Source organism: Mycobacterium sp. E183 (assembly GCF_001667735.1).
Classification (GTDB): Bacteria; Actinomycetota; Actinomycetes; order Mycobacteriales; family Mycobacteriaceae; genus Mycobacterium.
The window spans coordinates 1-23,520 of the sequence record NZ_LZJN01000144.1; the positions used below are offsets into that span (position 1 = coordinate 1).

Annotated in this window: 24 protein-coding genes; 9 read left to right on the top strand and 15 right to left on the bottom strand. The window is 69.2% G+C overall.

Annotated elements, in window-relative coordinates; all coding sequences use genetic code 11:
- The 5 genes from A5691_RS28370 to A5691_RS16425 all read left to right on the top strand — a co-directional run.
- A partial coding sequence (locus A5691_RS28370) for a hypothetical protein (RefSeq protein ID WP_068266689.1) occupies window positions 1-1,143 on the top strand: 1,143 nt, incomplete at its 5' end.
- A 13-nt stretch (window positions 1,144-1,156) separates the two neighbouring features.
- Window positions 1,157-1,810, top strand: coding sequence for a DUF4129 domain-containing protein (locus tag A5691_RS16410; RefSeq protein ID WP_067754220.1), 654 nt, complete (start codon window positions 1,157-1,159; stop codon window positions 1,808-1,810).
- Window positions 1,810-2,955 (top strand): DUF4350 domain-containing protein, encoded by a 1,146-nt coding sequence (locus A5691_RS16415; RefSeq protein WP_068266692.1) that lies wholly within the window; start codon window positions 1,810-1,812, stop codon window positions 2,953-2,955. The genes A5691_RS16410 and A5691_RS16415 overlap by 1 nt, the downstream gene beginning before the upstream one ends.
- Window positions 2,952-3,935 (top strand): MoxR family ATPase, encoded by a 984-nt coding sequence (locus tag A5691_RS16420; protein WP_067782778.1) that lies wholly within the window; start codon window positions 2,952-2,954, stop codon window positions 3,933-3,935. The genes A5691_RS16415 and A5691_RS16420 overlap by 4 nt, the downstream gene beginning before the upstream one ends.
- Complete coding sequence (locus A5691_RS16425) at window positions 3,935-5,257, top strand: DUF58 domain-containing protein (protein WP_068018752.1); 1,323 nt, start codon at window positions 3,935-3,937, stop codon at window positions 5,255-5,257. The genes A5691_RS16420 and A5691_RS16425 overlap by 1 nt, the downstream gene beginning before the upstream one ends.
- 39 nt (window positions 5,258-5,296) lie before the next feature.
- Here the strand turns inward: A5691_RS16425 and A5691_RS16430 are convergent, their stop codons facing one another.
- Window positions 5,297-6,289: a stage II sporulation protein M gene (locus tag A5691_RS16430; RefSeq protein ID WP_068018755.1), complete on the bottom strand. Its 993-nt coding sequence runs from the start codon at window positions 6,287-6,289 to the stop codon at window positions 5,297-5,299.
- Between the two features lie 36 nt (window positions 6,290-6,325).
- On the opposite strand from A5691_RS16430, the gene A5691_RS16435 reads away from it, so the two are divergent.
- Entirely contained in the window at window positions 6,326-7,204 is an 879-nt protein-coding gene (locus tag A5691_RS16435; RefSeq protein ID WP_067756648.1) for an RDD family protein, read from the top strand.
- Window positions 7,205-7,212: 8 nt separating this feature from the next.
- Here A5691_RS16435 and A5691_RS16440 read toward each other — a convergent pair whose 3' ends face one another.
- Window positions 7,213-7,614, bottom strand: a complete 402-nt coding sequence (locus tag A5691_RS16440; RefSeq protein ID WP_067756651.1) for a hypothetical protein — start codon at window positions 7,612-7,614, stop codon at window positions 7,213-7,215.
- 204 nt (window positions 7,615-7,818) lie between these two features.
- Between A5691_RS16440 and A5691_RS16445 the strand changes: the two genes are divergently transcribed.
- Window positions 7,819-8,526 (top strand): PadR family transcriptional regulator, encoded by a 708-nt coding sequence (locus tag A5691_RS16445; protein WP_067756721.1) that lies wholly within the window; start codon window positions 7,819-7,821, stop codon window positions 8,524-8,526.
- A 26-nt stretch (window positions 8,527-8,552) separates the two neighbouring features.
- On the opposite strand, the gene glpK is transcribed toward A5691_RS16445, so the two are convergent.
- The gene (gene glpK / locus A5691_RS16450) at window positions 8,553-10,019 is read right to left on the bottom strand and encodes a glycerol kinase GlpK (RefSeq protein ID WP_067756725.1); all 1,467 of its coding nucleotides are present in this window, start codon (window positions 10,017-10,019) and stop codon (window positions 8,553-8,555) included.
- 135 nt (window positions 10,020-10,154) lie between these two features.
- Between glpK and A5691_RS16455 the strand changes: the two genes are divergently transcribed.
- On the top strand, window positions 10,155-11,627 hold the full coding sequence (locus tag A5691_RS16455) for a glutamate--cysteine ligase (RefSeq protein ID WP_068018757.1): 1,473 nt from the start codon (window positions 10,155-10,157) through the stop codon (window positions 11,625-11,627).
- A 21-nt stretch (window positions 11,628-11,648) separates the two neighbouring features.
- Window positions 11,649-12,329, top strand: coding sequence for a class I SAM-dependent methyltransferase (locus A5691_RS16460; RefSeq protein ID WP_067756657.1), 681 nt, complete (start codon window positions 11,649-11,651; stop codon window positions 12,327-12,329).
- A 3-nt stretch (window positions 12,330-12,332) separates the two neighbouring features.
- Here A5691_RS16460 and egtE read toward each other — a convergent pair whose 3' ends face one another.
- From egtE to A5691_RS16515, 12 genes are all read right to left on the bottom strand, one after another.
- On the bottom strand, window positions 12,333-13,481 hold the full coding sequence (gene egtE / locus A5691_RS16465; protein WP_067756659.1) for an ergothioneine biosynthesis PLP-dependent enzyme EgtE: 1,149 nt from the start codon (window positions 13,479-13,481) through the stop codon (window positions 12,333-12,335).
- Complete coding sequence (egtD, locus tag A5691_RS16470; RefSeq protein ID WP_067756662.1) at window positions 13,478-14,443, bottom strand: L-histidine N(alpha)-methyltransferase; 966 nt, start codon at window positions 14,441-14,443, stop codon at window positions 13,478-13,480. The genes egtE and egtD overlap by 4 nt, the downstream gene beginning before the upstream one ends.
- Entirely contained in the window at window positions 14,440-15,153 is a 714-nt protein-coding gene (gene egtC / locus A5691_RS16475; RefSeq protein ID WP_067756665.1) for an ergothioneine biosynthesis protein EgtC, read from the bottom strand. Before egtC ends, egtD begins: the two co-directional genes overlap by 4 nt.
- A complete protein-coding gene (gene egtB, locus A5691_RS16480) occupies window positions 15,153-16,454 on the bottom strand; it encodes an ergothioneine biosynthesis protein EgtB (protein ID WP_068018759.1) in 1,302 nt (433 codons plus the stop codon). Before egtB ends, egtC begins: the two co-directional genes overlap by 1 nt.
- Complete coding sequence (gene egtA / locus A5691_RS16485) at window positions 16,451-17,725, bottom strand: ergothioneine biosynthesis glutamate--cysteine ligase EgtA (protein WP_067756670.1); 1,275 nt, start codon at window positions 17,723-17,725, stop codon at window positions 16,451-16,453. The genes egtB and egtA overlap by 4 nt, the downstream gene beginning before the upstream one ends.
- Before the next feature lie 167 nt (window positions 17,726-17,892).
- Window positions 17,893-18,540 (bottom strand): sensor domain-containing protein, encoded by a 648-nt coding sequence (locus A5691_RS16490; RefSeq protein WP_156670151.1) that lies wholly within the window; start codon window positions 18,538-18,540, stop codon window positions 17,893-17,895.
- Between the two features lie 39 nt (window positions 18,541-18,579).
- Window positions 18,580-20,028, bottom strand: a complete 1,449-nt coding sequence (locus A5691_RS16495) for a catalase (RefSeq protein ID WP_068018762.1) — start codon at window positions 20,026-20,028, stop codon at window positions 18,580-18,582.
- 107 nt (window positions 20,029-20,135) lie between these two features.
- On the bottom strand, window positions 20,136-20,561 hold the full coding sequence (locus A5691_RS16500) for a hypothetical protein (protein WP_067784481.1): 426 nt from the start codon (window positions 20,559-20,561) through the stop codon (window positions 20,136-20,138).
- Window positions 20,562-20,716: 155 nt separating this feature from the next.
- The gene (locus A5691_RS16505; protein WP_067784484.1) at window positions 20,717-21,103 is read right to left on the bottom strand and encodes a hypothetical protein; all 387 of its coding nucleotides are present in this window, start codon (window positions 21,101-21,103) and stop codon (window positions 20,717-20,719) included.
- Window positions 21,104-21,208: 105 nt separating this feature from the next.
- The gene (locus A5691_RS16510) at window positions 21,209-21,589 is read right to left on the bottom strand and encodes a VOC family protein (protein ID WP_068018765.1); all 381 of its coding nucleotides are present in this window, start codon (window positions 21,587-21,589) and stop codon (window positions 21,209-21,211) included.
- A gap of 291 nt (window positions 21,590-21,880) precedes the next feature.
- Entirely contained in the window at window positions 21,881-22,135 is a 255-nt protein-coding gene (locus A5691_RS28065) for a hypothetical protein (protein WP_156675720.1), read from the bottom strand.
- Window positions 22,136-22,233: 98 nt separating this feature from the next.
- Window positions 22,234-23,478: a hypothetical protein gene (locus A5691_RS16515; protein WP_231981037.1), complete on the bottom strand. Its 1,245-nt coding sequence runs from the start codon at window positions 23,476-23,478 to the stop codon at window positions 22,234-22,236.
- Window positions 23,479-23,520 lie beyond the last annotated feature (42 nt).

Consider the following 23,520-nt stretch of genomic DNA (forward strand, 5'->3'; position numbering starts at 1 on the left):
CCTCCCAGCTACGGTCCCCCACCCGGCTACGGCCCGCCACCGGGATACGGCCCGCCGCCCGGGTACGGCCCGCCGCCCGGGTACGGCCCGCCGCCGGACTACGGCCCGCCGCCCGGGTACGGCCCGCCGCCCGGGTACGGCCCGCCGGCGTGGCAATCCGGCCCCCGTGTTCCGGCAGCGGTCAAACCCGGCATCATCCCGTTGCGGCCACTCACCCTGGGTGACATCTTCAACGGCGCGGTCGGTTACGTCCGCGCCAATCCGAAGGCCACGCTGGGGCTGACGACCGTCGTGGTGGTGGTCATTCAGATCGTGACGAAACTCGCCGTGTACGGGCCGCTGGCGGCCTACGGCAGGTTGAGCACCGACCACGCGAAGGAACTGACCACCGGGGTCGTCGGCGCCTGGTTGACGTCGATGAGCGCCGGCGTCCTGGTCGCCTGGCTAGGCGGCATGCTGTTGTCCGGGATGCTCACGGTCATCGTCGGGCGGGCGGTGTTCGGCTCGCCGATCACCATCGGCGAGACGTGGGCCAGGATCCGTGGGCGCCTGCTGCCCCTGTTCGGTCTGGCCCTGCTGGAGGGGGCCGCCCTGGCGGTCGTCGCCGGGCTGGTGATCGTGGTCATCGCGGTGCTGGCGGCCATCGGCAACGCCGCGGCGGCGGTCGTGCTGGGTCTGCCGCTGGTGCTGGCCGTGATCGCGCTGTTGATGTACCTGTACACGGTGGTGTTGTTCGCGCCCGTGCTGATCGTGCTGGAGCGGCTCCCGGTCCTGGACTCCATCACCCGATCATTCGCTCTGGTACGCAACGGCTTCTGGCGGGTGCTGGGCATTCGGCTGTTATCGCTGCTGGTGACGTCCGTCATCGCGGGGGCGGTCGCGGTGCCGTTCGAGATCGCCAGCAAGTTCTTCCTGGTCAGCACGGCGACCGCGGCTTTCATTGCCAGCACCGCGGTGGCGTCGGTGGGCGCCGCGATCGGCGAGATCATCACCGCGCCGTTCAACGCCGGCGTCATCGCTCTGCTCTACACCGACCGCCGGATCCGCGCCGAAGCCTTCGATCTGGTGCTGCAGACCGGCGCCGCGGGCGGCCCCTACGCGACCGAGTCCACCGACAACCTGTGGCTGACACGGCCGGTCTGAGGACGAGCTGACCGTGCCCTCCATCGACATCGACCGCGATGCCGCCCATCAGGCGGCGCAGGACGAACTCAGCAAGCCGATCTACTCCAAGGGTTCGGCCGGGCAGCAGATGGCCGAGTGGCTCAACGAGATCATCTACCGGCTGCTGCAGAAGACCGCCTCTTTCCCCGGCGGGTGGCTCACGGCCACCGTCCTTTTCATCATGCTGGCAATCGCGTTGGCGGTCGCGATCCACGTCGCGCGGCGCACGATGCGCACCAACCGCGGCGGTGACTATCAGCTGTTCGAGGCCGCGCAGCTCACCGCGGCCCAGCACCGTGCGACGGCCGAAGACTTTGCGGCGCGGGGCGAATGGACCGCAGCGATTCGCCACCGCCTGCGGGCGGTCGCCCGCCAGCTCGAGGAGACGGGTGTGCTGAACCCGGCGCCCGGCCGGACCGCCAACGAACTGGCCGTCGACGCCGGTGCCGCGCTGCCCCACCTTGCCGGCGAATTAGCGCAAGCCGCAACGGCTTTCAACGACGTCACCTACGGTGAGCGACCGGGAACCCAGAGCGCATACCAGATGATCGCCGACCTTGACGAGCACCTGCGCTCCCGCTCGGCGACCGTTCCCGGGGGGCCGGGGCAAACCGCCGCGCCCGACTCGTGGGCGCAGGTGCGGTGATGGCGACCACGGCGGGTCCCCACCCGGCGAGCCCAACGGCGTTGCAGCGCTGGCGATCCTGGCGCTGGGTAATCCTCACGCTGATCGTGCTGGCCGTCATCGCCGGCCTCGATGCCTACCTGACCGCGCCGCGTCCCGGGGCGCGGATGGATCCGGCGTCGACGGGTCCCGACGGCGCCCACGCGCTGGTGACGCTGCTGCGCGGCGGCGGGGTCGACGTCGTTGTCGCCGACAGCATCGCCGATGTCGAACGGGCGGCGCGTCCCGACGCGCTGATCCTGGTGGCGCAGAGCCAATACCTGACCGAGTCGCTGCTGGACCGGCTGTCCCGGGCGCCCGGTGATCTGCTGCTGGTGGAACCAACCTCGCGCACCCGGGAGGCGTTGATGCCCGGCCTGCGCGTCTCGGCGGCCGACACGTTCGACAGCGACCCCGATTGCACACTCCGCGAGGCGACCCGGGCCGGGCCGGTTCGATTCGGCCCGAGCGACACCTACCGCGCCACCGACGGCCGACCGCTAACCCGCTGCTACGACGGCGCGCTCGTGCGCTTCCGCGACGGCGGACGGGCCATCACCGCGGTCGGCAGCACGGAGTTCCTGACCAACGGCGGCCTGCTGCAGGCGGGCAACGCGGCCCTGGCGATGAACCTCGCGGGCGCCCGGCCCCGGCTCGTCTGGTACGCGCCCCACCGGATCGAGGGCGAAGCACCGCCCCCCGGCTCGATCGCCGATCTGATCCCGCAGAACGTGACGTGGATCGTCTGGCAACTGTGGCTTGTCGTGCTGCTGGTCGCCCTCTGGCGGGGCCGGCGGCCCGGCCCGCTGGTCGCCGAGGAACTGCCCGTCGTGGTGCGCGCGTCGGAGACCGTCGAGGGCCGCGGACGGCTGTACCGGTCCCGCCGGGCGCGCGACCGAGCCGCCGCGGCGCTGCGCACCGCCACACTGCAGCGGCTGCTGCCCCGGCTCGGTCTGAACACGGGCGCGCCGGCGCCCGCGGTGACGGGCGCGGTGGCCGCCCGCAGCGGCGCGGATCCGGCGTTCGTCTCCTACCAGCTGTTCGGCCCGCCCCCGGCGACCGACAACGACCTGTTACAACTTGCCCGTGCGCTCGACGACATCGAAAGGCAGGTCACACGGACGTGACGCAGACCCCTTCCCCCGCGGAAACCACCCCCACGGCTGAGTCGGCGCGAGATGCGCTGCTGGCCTTGCGCGGCGAACTCGCCAAGGCCGTCGTCGGCCAGGAGGGGGTGGTCAGCGGCCTGGTGATCGCGCTGCTGTGTCGCGGTCATGTGTTGCTGGAAGGCGTTCCGGGAGTGGCGAAGACGCTGCTGGTGCGGGCGCTGGCGGCCGCGTTGCGGTTGGAGTTCAAGCGGGTGCAGTTCACCCCCGACCTGATGCCAGGCGATGTCACGGGATCACTGGTGTACGACGCCCGCACGGCCGCTTTCGCGTTCCGTCCCGGTCCGGTGTTCACCAATCTGCTCCTTGCCGACGAGATCAACCGCACCCCACCGAAAACGCAGGCCGCGCTGCTCGAGGCCATGGAGGAGCGTCAGGTCAGCGTGGATGGCGTGGCCCAGCCCCTGCCCGACCCGTTCATCGTCGCCGCGACCCAGAACCCCGTCGAATACGAGGGCACCTATCAGCTGCCCGAAGCCCAGCTGGACCGCTTCCTGCTGAAGCTGAACGTGACTCTGCCGCCACGGGATTCGGAGATCGCCATCCTCGGCCGGCACGCGCACGGCTTCGATCCGCGCGACCTGTCGGCGATAAAACCGGTGGCCGGACCCGCCGAACTGGCAGCCGGGCGCGACGCCGTGCGCAACGTGCTGGTCGCCGACGAGGTGCTGGGGTACATCGTCGACATCGTCGGAGCCACCCGGTCCTCACCCGCGCTGCAGCTCGGCGTCTCGCCGCGCGGGGCCACGGCGCTGCTGGCCACCGCTCGTTCCTGGGCCTGGCTGTCCGGCCGCAACTACGTCACCCCCGACGACGTGAAGGCGATGGCCCGCCCGACGCTGCGGCACCGGGTGATGCTGCGCCCCGAGGCCGAACTCGAAGGGGCCACCCCCGACGGAGTCCTCGACGGAATCTTGGCGTCGGTCCCGGTGCCCCGCTAGTGATCCTGACCGGACGCACCGGGCTGGTCGCGCTGATGTGCGTCCTGCCCATCGCGCTGTCCCCCTGGCCGGCAAGGACTTTCGGAGTACTGCTAGCCACCCTTCTGGCGGTGGTGATCGTGGACATCGGGCTGGCGGCCAGCACCCGCGAGTTGCGCTACGTCCGGTCGCCGGACCGCTCCGCCCGGCTCGCGCAGCAGGTGGACGTCGGACTTCTGATCCACAACGACGGCCGGCGCCGGTTCCGCGGCCAGGTTCGCGACGCGTGGCCGCCCAGCGCGGGCGCGCGGCCGCGCATCCATCCCGTCAACATCCCCGCCGGCCAGCACCAGCACGTCCAGTCCCAACTGCGGCCGGTGCGCCGCGGCGAGCAGCGCGCCGCGGTCGTCACCGCCCGGTCCATCGGCCCACTCGGGCTCGCGGGACGGCAGGGCTCGCAAGCGGTGCCGGGCCTGCTTCGGGTGCTGCCGCCCTTCCTGTCCCGCAAGCACCTGCCGGCGCGACTGGCCAAACTGCGTGAGATCGACGGGCTGCTTCCCACGCTGATCCGCGGGCAGGGAACGGAATTCGACTCACTGCGCGAGTATGTCGTCGGTGACGACGTGCGGTCGATCGACTGGCGCGCCACCGCGCGTCGCGCCGACGTCGTCGTCCGCACCTGGCGTCCCGAACGCGACCGGCGCGTCGTGATCGTGCTGGACACCGGGCGTACCGCGGCGGGCCGGGTGGGCGTCGACCCGACGGCCGCCGACCCCGCCGGCTGGCCCCGCCTGGACTGGTCCATGGATGCCGCGCTGCTGCTGGCGGCGCTCGCGTCGCGGGCGGGTGACCACGTCGACTTCCTCGCCCACGACCGGGTCACCCGCGCCGGCGTTTTCGGGGCGTCGCGCACCGAACTGCTCGCGCACCTCGTGGAGGCGATGGCCCCGTTGCAACCGGCCCTGCTCGAACCGGATTGGACCGCAATGGTTTCCGCCATCGCGCGGCGGGCCCGCCGGCGCTCACTCGTGGTGTTGCTGACGGACCTCAACGCGACCGCCCTCGACGAGGGCCTGCTGCCGGTGTTGCCGCAATTGTCGGCCAAACACCACCTCATGGTGGCGGCCGTCGCCGACCCACGGGTCGACCAAATGGCCGCCGGGCGTTCGGATCCCGCCGCCGTCTACGACGCGGCGGCCGCGGAACGGTCCCGCAATGACCGCCGCGCGATCGCCACGCGGCTGCGCCGCAGCGGGGTGGAGGTCGTCGACGCCCCACCCACCGAGCTGGCGCCCGCCCTGGCCGACCGCTACCTGGCGATGAAGGCCACCGGCCGGCTTTAGCGCCGTGCACCGGCGTCAGGAGAAGGCGGCCAATCGGCGCTAGCCGGTGGGTACCACGTCGGGCGCGTCCTCGATGTCACCGGTCTCACCGGCCCGCACGGCGCGGCGACCGAAATACACGATGTAGGCGAGGAAAGCCGCCTCGGCGATGACCCCGATGCCAACCCTAACGAAAGTCTGCAGCGGCGAGGGCGTGACCAGCGCCTCGATCAGCCCCGAGACCAACAGCACGCCGGCCAGCCCGATCGCGACCGACACCACGGCGCGGCCCTGTTCGGCGAGCGCCTGGCCGCGCGGCCGGTCGCCGGGCGCGATCACCGACCACCCCAACCGCATGCCGGCGGCACCGGCCAGGAACACCGCCGTGAGCTCGAGCAGCCCGTGCGGTATCAGCAGCCCGAGCAGCAGGCCGCCCTTGCCGGCCTGGAACATCAGCCCCGAGATCAGTCCCAGGTTGGCGGCGTTCTGGAAGAGCACGAACGGAATCGGCAGTCCCAGCAGGACCGACGACGCGATGCACTGCGCGGACACCCAGGAGTTGTTCACCCAGATCTGCAGGGCGAACGCGGCGGCGGGATGTTCGCTGTAGTAGGCCGCGATGTCGTGGTTCACCAATTGTTCGATGTCGCTTGGGGTTCCGGCGGCCGACTGCACCTCCGGATTGCCGGCCACCCAGAAGGCGATGACCACGGCCACGGCGTAGAACGCCACGGCGGTGCCCAGCCACCACCGCCACGACCGGTAGGCGACCACCGGGAAGGACACCGCCCAAAACCGCACGAAGGTACTGCTCAACGGAGCATGCGCGCCGGTCACCACGGAACGGGCGCGCGCAACCAGGCTCGAGAGCCGACCGATCAACAGCGAGTCCGACGACGCCGAGCGCAGCGTAGAGAGGTGGGTGGACACCCGCTGATAGAGCTCCACCAGCTCGTCGACTTCGGCGCCGGTCAGTGAGCGTCGTTTCCCGACCAGCCGGTCCAGGCGGTCCCAGGTGCCGCGATGGGCCAGCACGAATGCGTCGACGTCCACCCTGCGCAGCCTAATCGCCCTGTAGCGTTCGGTGTTATGTCGGAGGTGGTGACCGGCGACGCGGTCGTGCTCGACGTGCAGATCGCCCAGTTGCCGGTGCGGGCGTTGAGCGCACTGATCGATATCGCCGTGATGGTCGTCTGCTACCTGCTCGGACTGATGTTGTGGGCCGCCACGCTCACCCAGTACGACTCGGCGCTGAGCACCGCCGTGCTGCTCATCTTCACCGTGCTAGTGCTCGTCGGCTATCCGGTGACGCTCGAAACGGCAACGCGCGGACGGTCGGTGGGCAAGATCGCGATGGGCCTGCGGGTGGTGTCCGACGACGGCGGCCCAGAACGGTTCCGGCAGGCACTGTTTCGGGCACTGGCGGCGGTGGTGGAGATCTGGATGCTGTTCGGGAGTCCGGCCGTCATCTGCAGCATCCTGTCCCCGAAGGCCAAGCGAATCGGCGACATCTTCGCCGGCACCGTGGTCGTGAACGAACGCGGGCCCCGCCTGGGTCCCCCTCCCGTGATGCCGCCTTCGCTCGCCTGGTGGGCCTCGTCTTTGCAACTTTCCGGCCTGTCCCCGGGCCAAGCCGAGGTTGCACGCCAATTCCTCTCGCGTGCACCGCAACTCGATCGCCAGCTACGCCACCAGATGGCATACCGCATCGCCGGCGACGTGGTGTCTTGCATCGCGCCGCCGCCCCCGCCGGGCGCCCCGCCGGAATTGGTGCTCGCCGCCGTGCTCGCCGAACGCCACCGCCGGGAACTCGCCCGGCTGCGTCCCGCGATGCCGCAGGCGGTCCCCGCACCGTGGTCAGCCTGGCCGCCGGCGCCGCCGCCGCAGGCCGTCCCGTGGCCGGACCAGGGCGCCGCGCACCAGGCGCCGGCGAATCCCGCGCCGGGCGGTTTCTCACCGCCGAGCTGACGGGTGCGCTAGCCGGAGACGCTTGCCGCCATGAGCAGGACGTCGGCGATCAACAGCGCCCAGCCGAGCAGGGGAACCGCGATCCCACCGCGACGCTTGGCGGTGAACAGCGAAATGACGATGACCACGACGGCGACAGCAGGGGCGCCGTAGAACGCGGTCCCGAAATCGATTCCCCCATGGCCCAGGTTCGGGCAACTGCGGTCGGAGCAACCGCCGGTACTCATCACCGCGCCCAGCGCGAAAAGCATCACGATGGCGGCGGCGGGCACCATGGCCAGCGCCAGGGCCCAGTTGACCCACGGCCATACGTTGCGGCCGCCACTTCTGGGACCGCTGCCGCCCCGCGCGGGGTCGGTCGGGCTGGAGGTTCCGCTGCCCACCGCGAGGTTGGAGTTATCAGCGTTCATCCCAGAGTTCCTACCCGCCGCCCGTCGGGCGCAAACCGGGCGGGCGACGCGAGCAGCGGCCGGCATGGTCGCCGAACCGCAGGTCATCGGGGTTCACTCGGGCCGTCTTCAAGGCAACCGTTGCATCGCGATCGTTTCCGATATATCGTGATACTTCGAAGCGCACAGACGGTGCGCTACCCCGAGAACATGAGGACAACAAACATGAGCAATCCATTCACTCCACCCGTCGGACCGTTCGCCGGTCAGGGCTTCGGCTTCGGCACCGGCCCGGTCCAACGGCGCGCCCTGCACGGCGCCCGGCGCCAAGCCCGGCGCGAATTCTTCGAACACCTGCGCGACCACGCCGGGGACCAGGGCTTCGGCCCCGGTTTCGGTCCGGGCTTCGGCCCGGGTTTCGGCCCCGGATTCGGTCCGGGTTTCGGTTTCGGCCCGGGCGGCCGGCGCGGCGGATGGCGGCGCGGCGGCCCCGGTCGCGGCAAGCGCGGTGACGTCCGCGCGGCCATCCTGGCGCTGCTCGCCGAGCGGCCGATGCACGGCTACGAGATGATCCAGCAGATCGCCGAACGCAGTAACGGACTCTGGAAGCCCAGCCCCGGTTCGGTCTACCCGACGCTGCAGTTGCTGACCGACGAGGGCCTGATCACCGCGAGCGAGAGCGAGGGCAGCAAGAAGCTGTTCGAGCTGACCGACGAGGGCCGCACGGCGGCCGAGAAGGTGGAGACCCCGCCGTGGGACGAGATCGCCGAAGGGGCCGACCCGGGTCACATGAACCTGCGGGCGGCCGTCGGCCAGCTGTTCGGCGCGGTCGCGCAGTCCGCGCACACCGCCACCGCCGAGCAGCAACAGCGCATCGTCGAGATCCTGAACAACGCGCGACGCGAGGTCTACGGCATCCTCGGCGAAGACTGAGCCCGTAGCACACAGCGGACCCTGGATCAGGTCACGTCGACCCAGTCCAGGGTCCGCTGCACCGCCTTGCGCCAACCCGCGTAGCCGGCGGCGCGCTGCTCGTCGGTCCAGGCCGGCGTCCACCGCTTGTCTTCGTGCCAGTTCGCCCGCAGGTCGGACGGACCGGCCCAGAACCCCACCGCCAAACCCGCCGCATAGGCCGCGCCCAGCGCGGTCGTTTCGGCCACCACCGGCCGCACCACGTCGACCCCGAGCACGTCGGCCTGAATCTGCATGCAGAGGTCATTGGCGGTGATGCCGCCGTCCACCTTCAAAACCTCAAGTCGCACACCGGAATCCGCCGCCATCGCGTCCACCACGTCGCGGCTTTGGTAGCAGATCGCCTCCAGCGTCGCGCGGGCGAGGTGCGCGTTGGTGTTGAACCGCGACAGCCCCACGATCGCGCCCCGGGCGTCGGATCGCCAATAGGGCGCGAACAGCCCGGAGAACGCCGGGACGAAATAGACCCCGCCGTTGTCGGTGACCTGACGCGCCAACGACTCGCTTTGCGCGGCACCGCTGATGATGCCCAACTGGTCGCGCAGCCACTGCACGGCGGCCCCGGTGACCGCGATCGAGCCTTCGAGCGCGTAAACGGGTTTGGCGTCGCCGAACTGGTAACAGACGGTGGTCAACAGCCCGTTGTCCGATCGCACGATCGTCTCGCCGGTGTTGAGCAACAAGAAGTTTCCGGTGCCGTAGGTGTTTTTCGCCTCCCCTTCCGACAGGCACACCTGGCCCACCATCGCGGCATGCTGGTCACCGAGGACCCCGGTGATCGGCACCTCGCCACCGACGGGCCCGGTTGCTGCGGAGACGCCGTACGGCTGCGGCGACGACGACGGCGCGATCGCCGGCAGCATCGCACGCGGGATGGCGAAGAATGACAGCAACTCGTCGTCCCAGTCGAGGGTTTCGAGGTCCATCAGCATGGTCCGGCTGGCGTTGGTCACGTCGGTCACGTGCACGCCGCCGCGCGGGCCGCCGGTCAGATTCCACAGCACCCAGGTGTCCGGGGTGCCGAACAGCGCGTCGCCGCTTTCGGCCGCCTCCCGCACCCCGTCGACGTTCTCCAAGATCCACTGCAATTTGCCACCGGCGAAGTACGTCGCCGGCGGCAGGCCCGCCTTGCGGCGGATCACGTCGCCGTGGCCGTCGCGTTCCAGCGCCGAAGCGATGCGGTCGGTGCGGGTGTCCTGCCAGACGATGGCGTTGTAATAGGGCCGCCCGGTGCGCCGATTCCACACCAGCGTGGTCTCCCGCTGATTCGTGATACCAAGGGCAGCAATGTCTTTGGCGGTCAGGTTGGCGCGGTTCAACACCGACATCAGCACCGACGAGGTACGCTCCCAGATCTCCACCGGGTCGTGCTCGACCCAACCGGCACGGGGCAGGATCTGTTCGTGCTCGAGCTGATGCCGAGCGACCTCGGTGCCGTCGTGATCGAAGATCATGCAGCGGGTGCTGGTGGTTCCCTGGTCGATGGCGGCGACGAAGTCGGACACGTCAGGAGTCCATCATGGTCTGCCCGACTCGACAAGCGGCCGGGTTGCTTGCGTTACCGGCGGTAACCCTGTTCCATCGGCGGTGTGGGCGAAGAGGTCAAGCGCACCACGTACACCAGCGCACATCGTCGGGAGTACCAGCGCAAGCTTGAACTTTGCCTGGACGTCCTGGAAACGATGCTCGCGCAGTCGCACTTCGACTCCGACAAGCCGCTCACCGGCATGGAGATCGAGTGCAACCTGGTCGACGCCGATTATCAGCCGGCGATGTCGAACCGCGATGTGCTGGACGCCATCGGGGACCCGGCGTTCCAGCCGGAATTGGGCGCCTACAACATCGAATTCAACGTGCCACCCCACGCCCTGCCCGGACACACCGCGCTGGACCTCGAAGGTGGGGTGCGGGCCAGCCTGAACGACGCCGAGATCAAGGCCGGCCTGGGCGGCGCGCACATCGTGATGATCGGAATCCTGCCCACGCTGATGCCCGAGCATCTGGCCACCGGCTGGATGAGCGACTCGCGCCGGTATGCCGCGCTCAACGAGTCGATCTTCACCGCCCGCGGCGAGGACATCCCGATCAACATCTCCGGCCCCGAACCGCTGAGCTGGCAGGCCGTGTCGATAGCGCCCGAATCCGCCTGCACCAGCATCCAATTGCATCTGCAGGTCGCGCCGGAGACATTCGCCGCCAACTGGAACGCGGCCCAGGCGGTGGCCGGGCCGCAGCTCGCGCTGGGCGCCAACTCGCCATACTTCTTCGGCCACCAGTTGTGGGCCGAGACGCGCATCGAGCTGTTCACGCAGTCCACCGACACCCGGCCCGAGGAGCTGAAGTCCCAGGGGGTGCGGCCGCGGGTGTGGTTCGGCGAACGGTGGATCTCCTCGGTCCTCGACCTGTACCAGGAGAACATCCGCTACTTCCCTCCCCTGCTGCCCGAGGTGTCCGACGAGGATCCGCTCGCCGAGCTGGCCGCCGGGCGGGCACCGCGGCTGTCCGAGATGCGGCTGCACAGCGGCACCGTGTACCGGTGGAACCGGCCGGTCTACGACGTGGTCGACGGGCGACCGCACCTGCGGCTGGAGAATCGGGTGTTGCCGGCCGGGCCGACCGTGGTGGACATGCTGGCGAATTCGGCCTTCTTCTACGGACTGCTGCGCAGTCTGTCCGAGGACACCGATCCCGTGTGGGCGAGCATGGATTTCACTGCGGCACAAGCCAATTTTCTCGAGGCGGCGCGCAACGGCATCGACGCCCGGCTGCAGTGGCCGGGCCTGGGCGAGGTGGCGGCGACCACGCTGGTGCTCGACACGTTGCTGCCGATCGCCGACGATGGGCTGCGCCGCTGGGGCGTGGACGCGGAGGTGCGCGATCGCTTCCTGGGGGTCATCGAGGGCCGCGCGAGGACCGGCCGCAACGGCGCCGGCTGGCAGGTGGCCACCGTGCGCACGCTGGAAGATGCAGGTATGACCCGGCCCGCAGCGCTGGCCGAGATGCTGCGCCGGTACTGCGAGCACATGCACGCCAACGAGCCGGTGCACACCTGGGAGTCCTGACCGCGGGGGTACGTTGAAACCATGCCCGACGATCAGGTCATGGACTGGGACAGCGCCTACCGCGAGCAGGCCCATTTCGAAGGCCCGCCGCCGTGGAACATCGGTGAGCCGCAACCGGAGCTGGCCGCTCTCGTCGCCGCCGGCAGGTTTCGCAGCGACGTGCTGGACGCCGGCTGCGGGGTCGCCGAGCTGTCGTTGGCGCTCGCCGCCCAGGGCTACACGGTGGTCGGTGTCGACCTGACGCCGACCGCGGTCGCGGCCGCCGCCAAGGCCGCCCAGGAGCGGGGCTTGACGACCGCCAGCTTCGTGCAGGCGGACATCACGTCGTTCAGCGGCTATGACGGCCGCTTCTCCACGGTCGTCGATTCCACGCTGTTTCATTCGCTGCCCGTCGAGGGCCGCGACGGCTACCTGAGCTCCATCCACCGCGCGGCCGCGCCGGGCGCCAGCTTGTTCGTCTTGGTGTTCGCCAAGGGCGCCTTTCCCGCCGAAATGCAACCGAAGCCCAACGAAGTCGACGAGGACGAATTGCGCGCGGCGGTGAGCAAGTACTGGGAGGTCGACGAGATCCGCCCGGCCTACATCCTGTCGAATGTCGTCGAGATTCCCGATGCTCCCTTCGAATTCCCGCCGCATGAACGCGACGACAGGGGCCGGATCAAGATGCCCGCCTACCTGCTGACGGCGCACAAGGCGGGCTAGTTTTCAGGCCGACGTCGCCGCGGTCGCGGCGATCAGCGCCTCGGCGAAGGTCTCCAGATCGCCGGCCGTGGTGTCGAGGTGTGGCGAGAGCCTCAGCACCGGCCCGGCCAGCTGCAGGGGCGCCCGCTGCACGCCGACGAAGGTGATCAGGATCCGCCGCTCGGCCAGCAGCCACGACTGCACCACTTGCGGGTCGGCGCCGTCGACGGGCGCCAGCGTGGTGATCGCGCTCGGCTCGTCGACCTCTTCGACCACCGCCCAGCCGGGCACGTCGGCCAGCGCCCGGCGGCTCGCGGCGCCCAGCTCGGCCAGCCGCCCGCGCACCGCCTCCGGCCCGTACGCCAGATGCTCGCCTAACGCCAGCGAGAATCCTAGGCGCGCCGCGACATTGGCTTCACCGAACTCAAGCTGCTGGGCCACCGAGAACGACCCCGCGAGCCAATCCGGCGCCGCCAGCCGCGGCCGCAGGCCCGCCATCAGCTCCCGGCGCACCGCGAGGGCCCCGACCCCGCGCGGCCCGGCGATCCACTTGCGCGACGACGCGTAGGTCACGTCGGCGCCGACCGCGCAGTCCACCTGGCCCAGCGCCTGCGCGGCGTCGACCACGAGCGGCAGCCCCATCTCGCGGCACAGTTGCGCCACCATTGGCAGCGGTTGCACCACACCGCTGTGGCTGCCGACAGCGGTCAGGTGGACCAAATCGGGGGGGTCGGCCTCCAGCGCCATCGCCGCGTCGTCGAGCGCCAACCGGCCATCCCCGAGCGTCGGCAGCAGCTGACGGTCGAATCCATGGGCGGCCAGCAGCGCGAGGTTGGGGCCGTACTCACCCGGCAGGCACGCCACCTTGCGGCGCCCCGCCGGCCAGGCGCCGAGCAGCAGGTCGAGGGCGTTCAGGGAGCCCGTTGTGAACACCACCTCGGCGTCGGGCATGCCGGCCAGCGCGGCGAACGCCACCCGTCCGGCGTCGAGCGCGGGTGCGGCCGCCTCGGCCGCGACGTAGCCGCCGACTTCGGACTCGTTGCGCGCGTGCTGGGCGGCGGCGTCGATCACGGAAAGGCTTTGGCGCGAACACGCCGCGCTGTCCAGGTGCAGCCCGGCCGCCGGCAGGCGGGCCGCCCGCCACCGGTCAGCCAGCGAACCCGCGGGCGTCACTTCACGGCCAGCGACAACCCGAAGTCACCCGCGGCGTCCGTCCACCATCGGGTGGGACGCAACCCCACGCCGGTCAATTCGGCGCTCACCCCGTCCGGGCGGAACTTGCACGACACCTCGGTGAGCATCTCCTCGCCGGCCGCGAAATCCACGGTCAGGTCGAGCGCGTCGACGCGGACCCGCTGGGCGTGGCCGGCGCGCAACCACATCTCGATGCGCTCCTCGTCGGCGTTCCAGCGCGCCACGTGTTGGTATGCCTCGACGTCGAAGTCGGCGTCGAGTTGCCGGTTGATCACCGCCAGCACATTGCGATTGAACGCCGCGGTCACCCCGGCCGAGTCGTCATAGGCCCGCACCAGCCGGTGAATGTCCTTGATCAGATCCGTCCCGAGCAGCAGGCTGTCGCCCGGCCGCATCTGGGCGGACAGGCTCGAGAGGAACTCCGCGCGCGGCCCTGGCGTCAGGTTGCCGATCGTGGACCCCAGGAACACGAAGAGGCGACGCCCGCCGGTCGGGATCTCGGTCAGATGTTCCTCGAAATCGCCGCAGACGGCATTGATTTCGACGCCCACGTATTCCCGTTGGATGGCCGCAGCGGCCGTCGAGAGGATGCCGGCGTCGACGTCGAACGGGACGAACCTGCGCAACGATCCGCGGGCGCGCAGCGCGTCGAGCAGCAGCCGGGTCTTCTCCGAGGTTCCACTGCCGAGCTCCACCAGGGTGTCGGCCTCGCTGGCCGCCGCCACTTCGCCCGACCGGGCGCGCAAGATCTCGGCCTCGGCGCGGGTGGGATAGTACTCGGGCAGCCGCGTGATCTGATCGAACAGATGGCTGCCCAGCGAATCGTAGAACCACTTGGGCGGCAACGACTTCGGCGTCCGCTGCAGGCCGTCGAACACGTCACGGCGCAACGCCTGGTGCGCGGAGTCGGCGGCCAGGTGGTTGGACAGTGTCAGCGTCATCGATAACCTTCCGAGTGATCCAGCGGGGTCAGCGCCACACCCGTCGCGGTGACCTCGACGAGGTGGCAGTCCGGCACTTCCGCCCAACCGGGGTCGTCGTCGTAGGGCTCGCTGGCCAGGACGACACCATCGGCGCGGCGCAGGATCGACAGCGTGTCTCCCCAGGCCGTCGCCAGCAGGCGAGAACCGTTGGCGGCAAGGATGTTCAGCCGCGCGTTCGGGTCGGCGGCCGCGATCTCGGTGATCGTCTCGCCGAGCGCATCGAGGCCGCGCTCGAAGATGGCCGCCGCGAGTAGCGCACTGTCACAGACCGATTCGGCCCGCGAGGTCGGGGGCAACACGGCGCGGTCGACAACTCCGTTGTGCGACAACAGCCATTGGCCGTCGGTGAACGGCGCCGTCGCGCTGACGTCGATAGGCATCCCGACCGTCGCCGAGCGCACCGCGGCCACCACGCAGTGGCTGCGCAGCGCGGGCGCGACGGAGTCGAACGACGCGTCACCCCACAGCGGCGCCGGGCTGCGCCAGCGGCGGGGAACTTGCCGCTCCGCAGCGACATCGAAAAACCCGACACCCCAGCCGTCGGCGTTGAGCAGGCCGTGCTTCTGCCGGCGCGGGGCGTACGACTGCACCCGCAGGCCCGACGGGGGGTCCAGCACAAGCGAGGAGACGGTGACGTCGGCCCCGAGCCAACCGAGGTGGCGGCACATCAGGCGAAATCCTCGGCGTCCCAAGCCAACCGGACACCGGAGAAGATCTGGCGCCGGATCGGGTGGTCCCAGTTGCGGAAGCTCGGCCGCAGGATGCTGGGCTCCACGGCCCACGAGCCGCCACGCAGCACCCGGTAGTCGCCGTCGAAGAACGGCTGGGAATAGCGCTCGTAGATCATCGGGACGAAGCCGGGCCAGGGCCGCAGCGGGGACGCGGTCCACTCCCAGACGTCGCCGAGCATCTGCTCGGCCCCGTACGCCGAGGCGCCGGCCGGGTAGGCGCCGACGGGCGCCGGGCGCAACGCCCCGCCGCCCAGGTTGGCCAGTGCGTCGGACGGGGGCTGCGACCCCCACGGGTAGCGGCGCCGACGGCCGGTGGCCGGATCCCACGCGCAGGCCTTCTCCCATTCGATCTCGGTGGGCAGCCGCGCGCCGGCCCAGGCGGCGTAGGCCTCGGCCTCGAAGAAGGTGACGTGCTGCACCGGTTCGTCGGCCGGGATGTCTTCGACGTGGCCGAACCGGGTGCGCGTCCGCGCGTCGGGGCTCCAGAACTGCGGCGCCGTGAGGCCCGCACGCCGGCGATGCTCCCAACCGCGCTCCGACCACCAGCGTGGCTGCCGGTATCCGCCGTCTTCCACGAAGTGCCGCCACTCGCCGTTGGTGACCGGCACCCGGCCGATCCGGAACGAGGGCACGTCGACGACGTGGGCGGGCCGCTCGTTGTCCAGCGAATACGGTTCGCTCGCCGCGTCGACGCCCAGCACGAACGGGCCGGCGGGCACCAGCACCGAGGTGCCGGCCACGCCTGGCCGGCCGGCCGGCAAGGCCGCGGTGTCGCGCAGCAGCGGGGCGCCGCTGCGGAGGTTCAACGCCTGCAGCATGGTTTCGTCGTGCTGGTTCTCGTGGCTGATCACCAACGCGAACGGGAAGCTGTCGGCATCCTCGGGTAGGGCGTCGAGGGCGTCGAGGGCGGCCGAGCGCACCGTCCGGCAATAAGCCCGCGCGCGATCCGGTGACAGCAGCGGCAGCTCGACGCGGCTCGCGCGGGAGTGCACGAAGGCGTCGTACAGGCCTTCGACGGCAGGCGGCAACATGCCCGGCCGACCGGGGTCGCCGGCCCGCAGCAGCCAGAACTCCTCTTGCTGACCGATGTGCGCGAGGTCCCACACCAGCGGGCTCATCAGGGGGTCGTACTGCCGGTACAGTTCGGCGTCGTCGAACTCGACCAGCCGCAACGTTCGCGTCCGCGCCCGCGCCAGATCGTCGGCGAGACCCGCCCGGCATTCATCCGCGGACGTCACAGCCCCCCTTGGGCCAGGCGCGCCACGGTGGGCGCGATGCCGTGCTGGATCACCTGATCGGAGAAGTCGTCGCCGGGACATCGGCACCGTTCGACGGCGTCGACCAGCCGCTGCATCGACTCGCCGAGCTCGGGCGGCGCCAGCTCGGCGGCGATCGCCACGCACTGGTTGGCCGCGGCGTACAGCCGCCGGTCCCGCAGGCCCACCCGGGCCGCGGTGTCCCATGCGGTGGCCACGGGTTCGACTGCCTCGGCCGCTGTCTCGGCCGCGACGGGGTCGTCGAGCAGGGCCGTCAGCGTGAACACCACGGCCGGCCAGAACTCGTCCGGCACGCTGTCGAGATAGCGGATCTCCAGCCACTGCCTTGGGCGCACCGGCGGGAACAGGGTGGTCAGGTGGTATTCCAGGTCGGCGACGGTGGGACGGCGATCGCCGAGCAACACCCGGCCGTCCACCCAGTCGGCGAAGGGCACCCAGTGCGTGACCGCGGCGGCGTCCGGGGCGTGTACCAGCATCACCGGCGCCTTGAGCGCGTAGCGCGCCCAGTCGGTGCCGGGGTCGTCGCCGCTGGCGCCCAGGACCGGCCCGCATCGTGCCGCGTCCATCTGGCCCCACACCCACTGCCGGGTGGAGGCCCACCCGGTGAACTCGCCGCGCAGCATCGGGGAGTTCGCGGCGATCGCGATCATGGTGGGTCCCAGCGCGTGCGCCAGCCGCACGCGCGCCGCCCAGCCGGCCCGCGGCCCCGCGTCGAGGTTGACCTGGATGGACGCTGTGGACGTCATCATCGCCGAGCCCGCGTCGCCCGAGCGGCTGGACGCGAAGAACTGCTCCATGGCGCGGTAACGCGCGCCCGGGTTGATTCGCTTGGGTGGCCGCAGCGGGTCCGCGCCGAGGAATACCAGACCCAGGCCGGCGTCGGCGAACGCCGACCGCAGCGCGGCCTGATCGCGCCGCATCGCGTCGATGGCGCTGACCACGCCGTCAGCCGGCGGGCCGGACAGCTCCACCGCACCGCCGGGCTCCACCGTGACCCGGCTGCCGCCCGGCAACTCGGGCAGGCGCCCCAACACCTCGCCGATCTCGTCCCAGCCGGGCCTGCGATGCGGGTCCGCCGGGTCGTGGCAGTGGCCCTCCATCTCGAGACCAACGCGGCCCAGCGGGGCGTCCACCAAGCAGCCGTCGGCGATGTAACGCGCGGCGGCTTGGGAATCGGCCATCTCCGCACCGGCCAGCTCGGAGCCGGCGGTAGTGATGGCGGCGAACGTCATATCACTATCCCTTCGGGCCTGAGCAAGCCTGAACACGCGTCTGCGAACCTGTCCCCGTACCCGACTAAGGGAACGGTGACCGCCACTTCTTCATCTAGCAGATGGCCCTGACATATTCCCGTTCGCGCTACTTTTCAAGCCTGCCCGACCCGGCTCCGGCGCCCCGCTCATTGACCCAGCGCGTTCTGCATCGCGCCGGCCAGCACGTTGACCGCCGGCCCGGCGTTGCCAGACTGGCAGACCTTGGCCTGCAGTAACACGTTTTCGCGCAGCCTGGTTTGATTGAAGCAGCGCCGATCGGTACCGGCTTCTTGTTTGGTCCAGCTCGCGTCGGCCGCGCCCGGCGGCCCGCCGTCGAACGACCAGACCTGCGTGGCCCCGTTGTCCAGATGCATCGCGGTGGTCTGGCCCGAGCAGCCCACCGTCCGGTCCACCAGGCGATGGAAAGCGCGGTCGGCGGCATCGTTGGTGGCGAACACCCCGACGGCCTGTTTGACGAAGTGGGTCTGGTCGTTCGCCGCCGTCTGCGTGACGGCACCGTTGAACGACGCGAGGTCGGGGTCGTCGTACACCTCGGGCAGCCCGATGTCGGCCCAGTTGTTGCACACGGGGATGTCGACCCAATCCCCCTGGACCGGTCGGGTGAAGACCGACTCCCAGGCCATGGGTCCGCCGACGATGTTGCCGACCGAGCCCTTACCCAGGACGGCATAGTTCACCACTCCCGGTTCCGACGGGTGGGCGGTCGCAACGGGAAGCGCGACCGCGCACTCGATGGCCAGGCCGATGGCGATCGCGGCGCCGCGAACCCGCATGGTCATTCCAGCGATCATGCCAGGACGCCGGGGTGTTGGTCAGCCCCCGTTGCCGCGCACGCCCTCTTCGACCTTCTTGCCGAGGTCGGGGTCGACGTTGCGCCAGTACTCGAACACGCGTGACAGCACCGGCTCCTTGACGCCCTTGGAGACGTGACCGATGATGTTGTGCGCCAACCGATCTCGGGCCGCATCGTCGAGGACGTCGCGGACCATGGTGCCGGCCTGCCCCCAGTCGTCGTCCTCGGGGTGCAGCGTGTACGCGGCGCGGACCATGTCGCCGTCCGCATGCCAGCGCACCTCGGCGGCGCGCGCCGGGTCGGCGAGCGGGCCACCGTACGAGTTGGGCGCGTACACGGGGTCGGACACGTTCTTGATCCGCATCGCGCCGTCCTTCGAGTAGCTGTTCACCTCGACCTTCGGCGTGTTCACGGGAATCTGCCGGTAGTTGGTCCCCAGGCGGGCGCGATGCGCGTCGGAGTAGGAGAACCCGCGGGCCTGCAGCATCTTGTCCGGGCTCAGCCCGGTGCCCGGCACGGTGTTGTTCGGTTCGAAGGCCGCCTGCTCGATCTCGGTGTGGTAATCGGTGACGTTGCGGTTCAGCGTCATCTTGCCGACGTCGATCAACGGGTAGTCGCCGTGCGGCCAGACCTTGGTCAGGTCGAACGGGTTGAACCGATAATTCCTGGCTTCCTCGTACGGCATGATCTGCATCTTCAGGGTCCAGCTGGGATGGTTCCCGCCCTCGATTGCCTCGTAAAGGTCGCGCTGGTGGTAGTCGCCGTCCTCGCCTGCCAGCCGGTCCGCGTCCTCCTGGGCCAGGAAGTCGATGCCCTGGTCGGTGATGAAATGGTATTTGACCCAGAAGATTTCACCGCCGGCGTTGATCCAGCTGTACGTGTGGCTGCTGTAGCCGTTCATCTGCCGCCACGACTTGGGGATGCCGCGGTCGCCCATCAGCCAGGTCACCTGGTGCGCGGACTCCGGTGAGAGCGTCCAGAAGTCCCACTGCATGTTGTGGTCGCGCAAATTCGTTGCCTGCATGCGTTTTTGCGACCGGATGAAGTGCTGGAACTTCAACGGGTCGCGCATGAAGAAGACCGGGGTGTTGTTGCCGACCAGGTCGAAATTGCCTTCGCTGGTGTAGAACTTCAGCGCGAAGCCGCGCGGGTCCCGCCAGGTGTCCGGGCTGCCGCGCTCACCGGCGACGGTGGAGAACCGGGCCAGCATCTCGGTCTTGGTGCCCGGCTGGAAGACCGCGGCCCTCGTGTATTTACTGACGTCGTTGGTGACCTCGAAGGTGCCGAAGGCTCCGCCGCCCTTCGCGTGCGGCTGCCGCTCCGGGATGCGTTCCCGGTTGAATTGGGCCATCTGCTCGATCAGGTAATGGTCCTGCAGCAGGATCGGGCCGTCGGGACCGATCGTCAACGACTGGTCGTCGCTGGGCGCAGCGATGCCGGCGTCATTGGTGGTGAAACGCTCCGTCATGTCGCTATCTCCTCTTTGCTGGGCTGCCCTTGGATATTGGCGACGAATACCCCTGCGCGCCAATAACTATGCGCTTTCTCTGGACCGCATCAAGATCGCACCGGTAGTTACGGGCGTGGTGCCGGCAGGGCGGGGGTCGGGCTGACAGCACTCGCCGGCGGCTGGCCGGGGCCGCTTAGGCCGGGTCCGCCGGGTCCACCCGGGCCGGCGGGCGGCATGGGCACGATCAACCCCGGCCCGCCGTAGCCCCACTGGCCGCTCGGACCGGGGCCCCACGGCCCGTTGCCCGGTCCGGGGCCGCCGCCCGGTCTGAACATCGGGCCGTGGTGATGGTGGCAGTGGTGGTAGTAGCCGTACACGAACGCGCCGACGAAGAAGACAGTCGAGATGATGAAGACGACGCCGGCCACGATGACCACCCACGCCGCGGCCGTGTAGAGCGCCGGCGGCTTCACGCGCTCCGCGGGTGGAGGCGCGGGTGCGGTGGTGGCGGCGGGAGTCGGCGGTGGCGTCGGTCCGGGTGTCTCGGTCATGCCTTCCAATATGCCCAGGCCCTCACGCGCTTAACAGGTCCGCCGCGGAAAACTTGCTGTGAATCGACACGGGGCGGCCGGTCGCCGGTGGCGAGACGACGCGCAGCCCGGCGCTCTCGCGAGCACCGGGCTGCTGGTTGTTCAGTGAGGTTGGGCTACGGCGTGCGGGACGGGGCGACCGACGTCGGGATCTGGCTCGGGCCGGGGGCGCCGGGCGTCGCCGCCCCGGGTCCGCCCTGCTGGATGCCGGCCGGTCCACCCTGCTGGGCACCCGGACCGCCCGGGCCGCCCATGCGGTGGGGGTGCATGAACGCCGCGTGGTGCTTGTGGTGGTGATGGCCGTGGTGGCCGCCGCGGTGGCCGAGGATGAAGCCGGTGAAGAAGATGACCGCGACGATGAACACGATCCCGGCGACGATGGCGACCCAGGCGGCGAGGTGGAAGACGCGTGCCGCCCGGTAGGGGGCTGTCGCTGCCGCGGCGGCCGCCGGGGCAGTTGCGGTCGACGACCGCGTGGTGGGGGTTTCAGATGTTTCACTCATGAGACAAATGATGAAGCCGTTAACAATAGTTGCGGCTATGCGTCACTTATGTAGCAGCTATGAGGATGAAAACGCCGCCCATCTGCCAAGACGCCTTTCTCGGCGTCACTCGTCCGGGGTGCCATCAACCAGTTCGGACAGCATGAACCGGTGCCCTTCTGGAGATCGCAGGCCCATCTCGCGCCTGCCCCACGGTTCGGTCGTGGGAGCTTCGATGACGTCGGCGTGCTGCGCGACGGCGCGGCGGTAGAAGGCGTCGACACCGTCCACCGTGAGGTACGCGAGGTAGCTGTGGTCGCCCAGCCGGGCAGCCGGCAGGGCGTCGGGGCATCGACCGAGCCGGAACGTCACGGACCCCGCGGCGCAAAACGTCCAATTTCCAGGATCCGGTTCGGTGATGTCGCAGCCGAGCACCGACCGAAACCACTCAGCGGTCCCGTCCAGATCGTGCACTGCGAGGACCGGGTCGGCGCTGATGAATTCCATGGAGGCAGTGTGAACGACGCCGAATCCGGCTCGCCGAGCGCCGCTGTACCGCCAACCTAACGTGCCCTACCCCGGTTTGAGTGCGTTGACCGCGAACCCGTTTCTCGCTTTTTGGCAAGATAGACGGAAATTGATAGCAATAGTCGACGCAGGTCAGGGGTCTTGATGCTGTTGGCGGCTAACGGGCTGTTCCTGCTTTACTGTGGACGGAAGCCTCAACGTTCAGGGCTACAGCGGAGCTGCGGATCTGTTGGGCTGGCGGCCACGGCGCCTAGCCTATTCCGCACGACGTCAGGCGTGCTTTCCGGCTTCCGGGTTCGGATTCTCTTTGGTGCACGAAGGGCCTCCAGACAAGCCATGCCGATGGTCGGCTGCGCGCATTTCACCGACAACCCGCTGCTCGCCCAAGACCACCCGGGTCCGGCAGTAAGTACATATCGCGCGGTTGGGCTCGTCCGCGTACAAGAAACCCTCATCAAAAAGATAAGCGCCGTCGTGATCGTCAGGGTTCGCCGGGTTTTGCTCATGAGGCTTTTCAGAGACCATGAGTCCAATGCTATTCACCCCGCCCTTTCCTGCAGAAAAGCTGTCAGCACTCAGCCGCGCCGCGGGCACCTGACGCCTCTCCCAACGGGATCTTCGCCCTACCGCTCGACAGCGCGGAAGGCGAAAGGCAGAAGTACCAACCGGATCTCGCGGCCGGGATCGTCTTCGGCGTGCATCGTGAACTCGAAATGCTCATCCCCGTCGACCCGCGGACGGCTGCGCTTGTAATTGGGGTGTGCCTCGATCTTGGCGATTGCCTTGTCGATGATCGCCGTAACGTCCTGCCTCCGAATGAACAGCAAGATTGCGGCTTTGGTATCCCTCCACACCAGGTAGCGGAACAGCTGGTCGAGCGCATCATCCATCGTCTTCGGCCCCGACCACACCTTGCACTCGCCGATGAAAATGTTGCGGTCATCCACCCGTATCAGTATGTCGGTCTTGCCTTCACCGTTGAATAACTCGCCGCCAGCTCCGCCCTCGAACTGCGAATTCAAGCCCACGAGAAGAATGTCACGAATCTCTTCTTCGTTGAGCTTCGTGACCACAGAAGGCGACCGCTCCAGCGCATTTCGCTGATTTGCAAGTACGCGCAACGCATCCTGAAAGTCCGCTTCAGCCAAAGCAGGTTCCGGTTTGAACCGCGCACGCGCACCCGAAGGTTCAGGCCGGCGCGGGGTGACGGCCTTCCGCCTGACGGGAGCCGCAAACCGGTCAGCATCAGCACGATGGTGAACCGGGAAGCCCACATCGGCTTGAAGCTCGCGCGTTGCCAATAACTCATCGCGCCGCCGCTCCACCATGGTCGGGACTTGTTCACGAATCATCCGATTGTGCACGTCGATCTGCTGTCGAGACCACGCCAAGTTGCGCTCGATTTCTCGGATTCGGGCCTCGACCGCGGACCGAATTGCCGCACCGTCGGGCAAGGGACCGTCTACTGCCAATCGAATCTCGTGATCTCGAAGCTGCAACACCTGCGGAGGAACGGGTGAGAAATGGTCGGCCTGCAATGAAAATATGACCCGTGGTCCCACGAACGGCACGACGAATTCAAGCCGGACCACGCGGCGCGTCCGGATCTCATCCCAGTCCTTGTATTTCTGCTCGATCTCCGTCGGCTCGAGTTGGTACATCTCGTCGGTGAGCAGCTCGGGGCAATCGACTGAGCCCATGTCGACCAAGTAGTCGACGACATCACCGACCGCGACGTTCAGGAGTTCGTCCGGGTTCCAACGATGCAGATGGTCAGCAACTGCTCGAGTCACCTCTCCTAAGTAATTGGCCAGCATGTTGCCGGGCTGGAACATACGGCCGCCGCCGAACAACGCTTCGCTAGTCACGCCATAGATGTTTCACGGTCCGCAACGAAAACAAACCCCCAG

Bases quoted from the DNA above. Each gene is read 5' to 3' on its own strand.
- A5691_RS16415 (WP_068266692.1), top strand. From the start codon at position 1,810: ATGGCGACCACGGCGGGTCCCCACCCGGCGAGCCCAACGGCGTTGCAG.
- A5691_RS16435 (WP_067756648.1), top strand. From the start codon at position 6,326: ATGTCGGAGGTGGTGACCGGCGACGCGGTCGTGCTCGACGTGCAGATC.
- A5691_RS16440 (WP_067756651.1), bottom strand. From the start codon at position 7,614: ATGAACGCTGATAACTCCAACCTCGCGGTGGGCAGCGGAACCTCCAGC.
- A5691_RS16445 (WP_067756721.1), top strand. From the start codon at position 7,819: ATGAGCAATCCATTCACTCCACCCGTCGGACCGTTCGCCGGTCAGGGC.
- glpK (WP_067756725.1), bottom strand. From the start codon at position 10,019: ATGATCTTCGATCACGACGGCACCGAGGTCGCTCGGCATCAGCTCGAG.
- A5691_RS16460 (WP_067756657.1), top strand. From the start codon at position 11,649: ATGCCCGACGATCAGGTCATGGACTGGGACAGCGCCTACCGCGAGCAG.
- egtD (WP_067756662.1), bottom strand. From the start codon at position 14,443: ATGACGCTGACACTGTCCAACCACCTGGCCGCCGACTCCGCGCACCAG.
- egtC (WP_067756665.1), bottom strand. From the start codon at position 15,153: ATGTGCCGCCACCTCGGTTGGCTCGGGGCCGACGTCACCGTCTCCTCG.
- egtA (WP_067756670.1), bottom strand. From the start codon at position 17,725: ATGACGTTCGCCGCCATCACTACCGCCGGCTCCGAGCTGGCCGGTGCG.
- A5691_RS16490 (WP_156670151.1), bottom strand. From the start codon at position 18,540: ATGCGGGTTCGCGGCGCCGCGATCGCCATCGGCCTGGCCATCGAGTGC.
- A5691_RS16495 (WP_068018762.1), bottom strand. From the start codon at position 20,028: ATGACGGAGCGTTTCACCACCAATGACGCCGGCATCGCTGCGCCCAGC.
- A5691_RS16500 (WP_067784481.1), bottom strand. From the start codon at position 20,561: ATGACCGAGACACCCGGACCGACGCCACCGCCGACTCCCGCCGCCACC.
- A5691_RS16505 (WP_067784484.1), bottom strand. From the start codon at position 21,103: ATGAGTGAAACATCTGAAACCCCCACCACGCGGTCGTCGACCGCAACT.
- A5691_RS16510 (WP_068018765.1), bottom strand. From the start codon at position 21,589: ATGGAATTCATCAGCGCCGACCCGGTCCTCGCAGTGCACGATCTGGAC.
- A5691_RS28065 (WP_156675720.1), bottom strand. From the start codon at position 22,135: ATGGTCTCTGAAAAGCCTCATGAGCAAAACCCGGCGAACCCTGACGAT.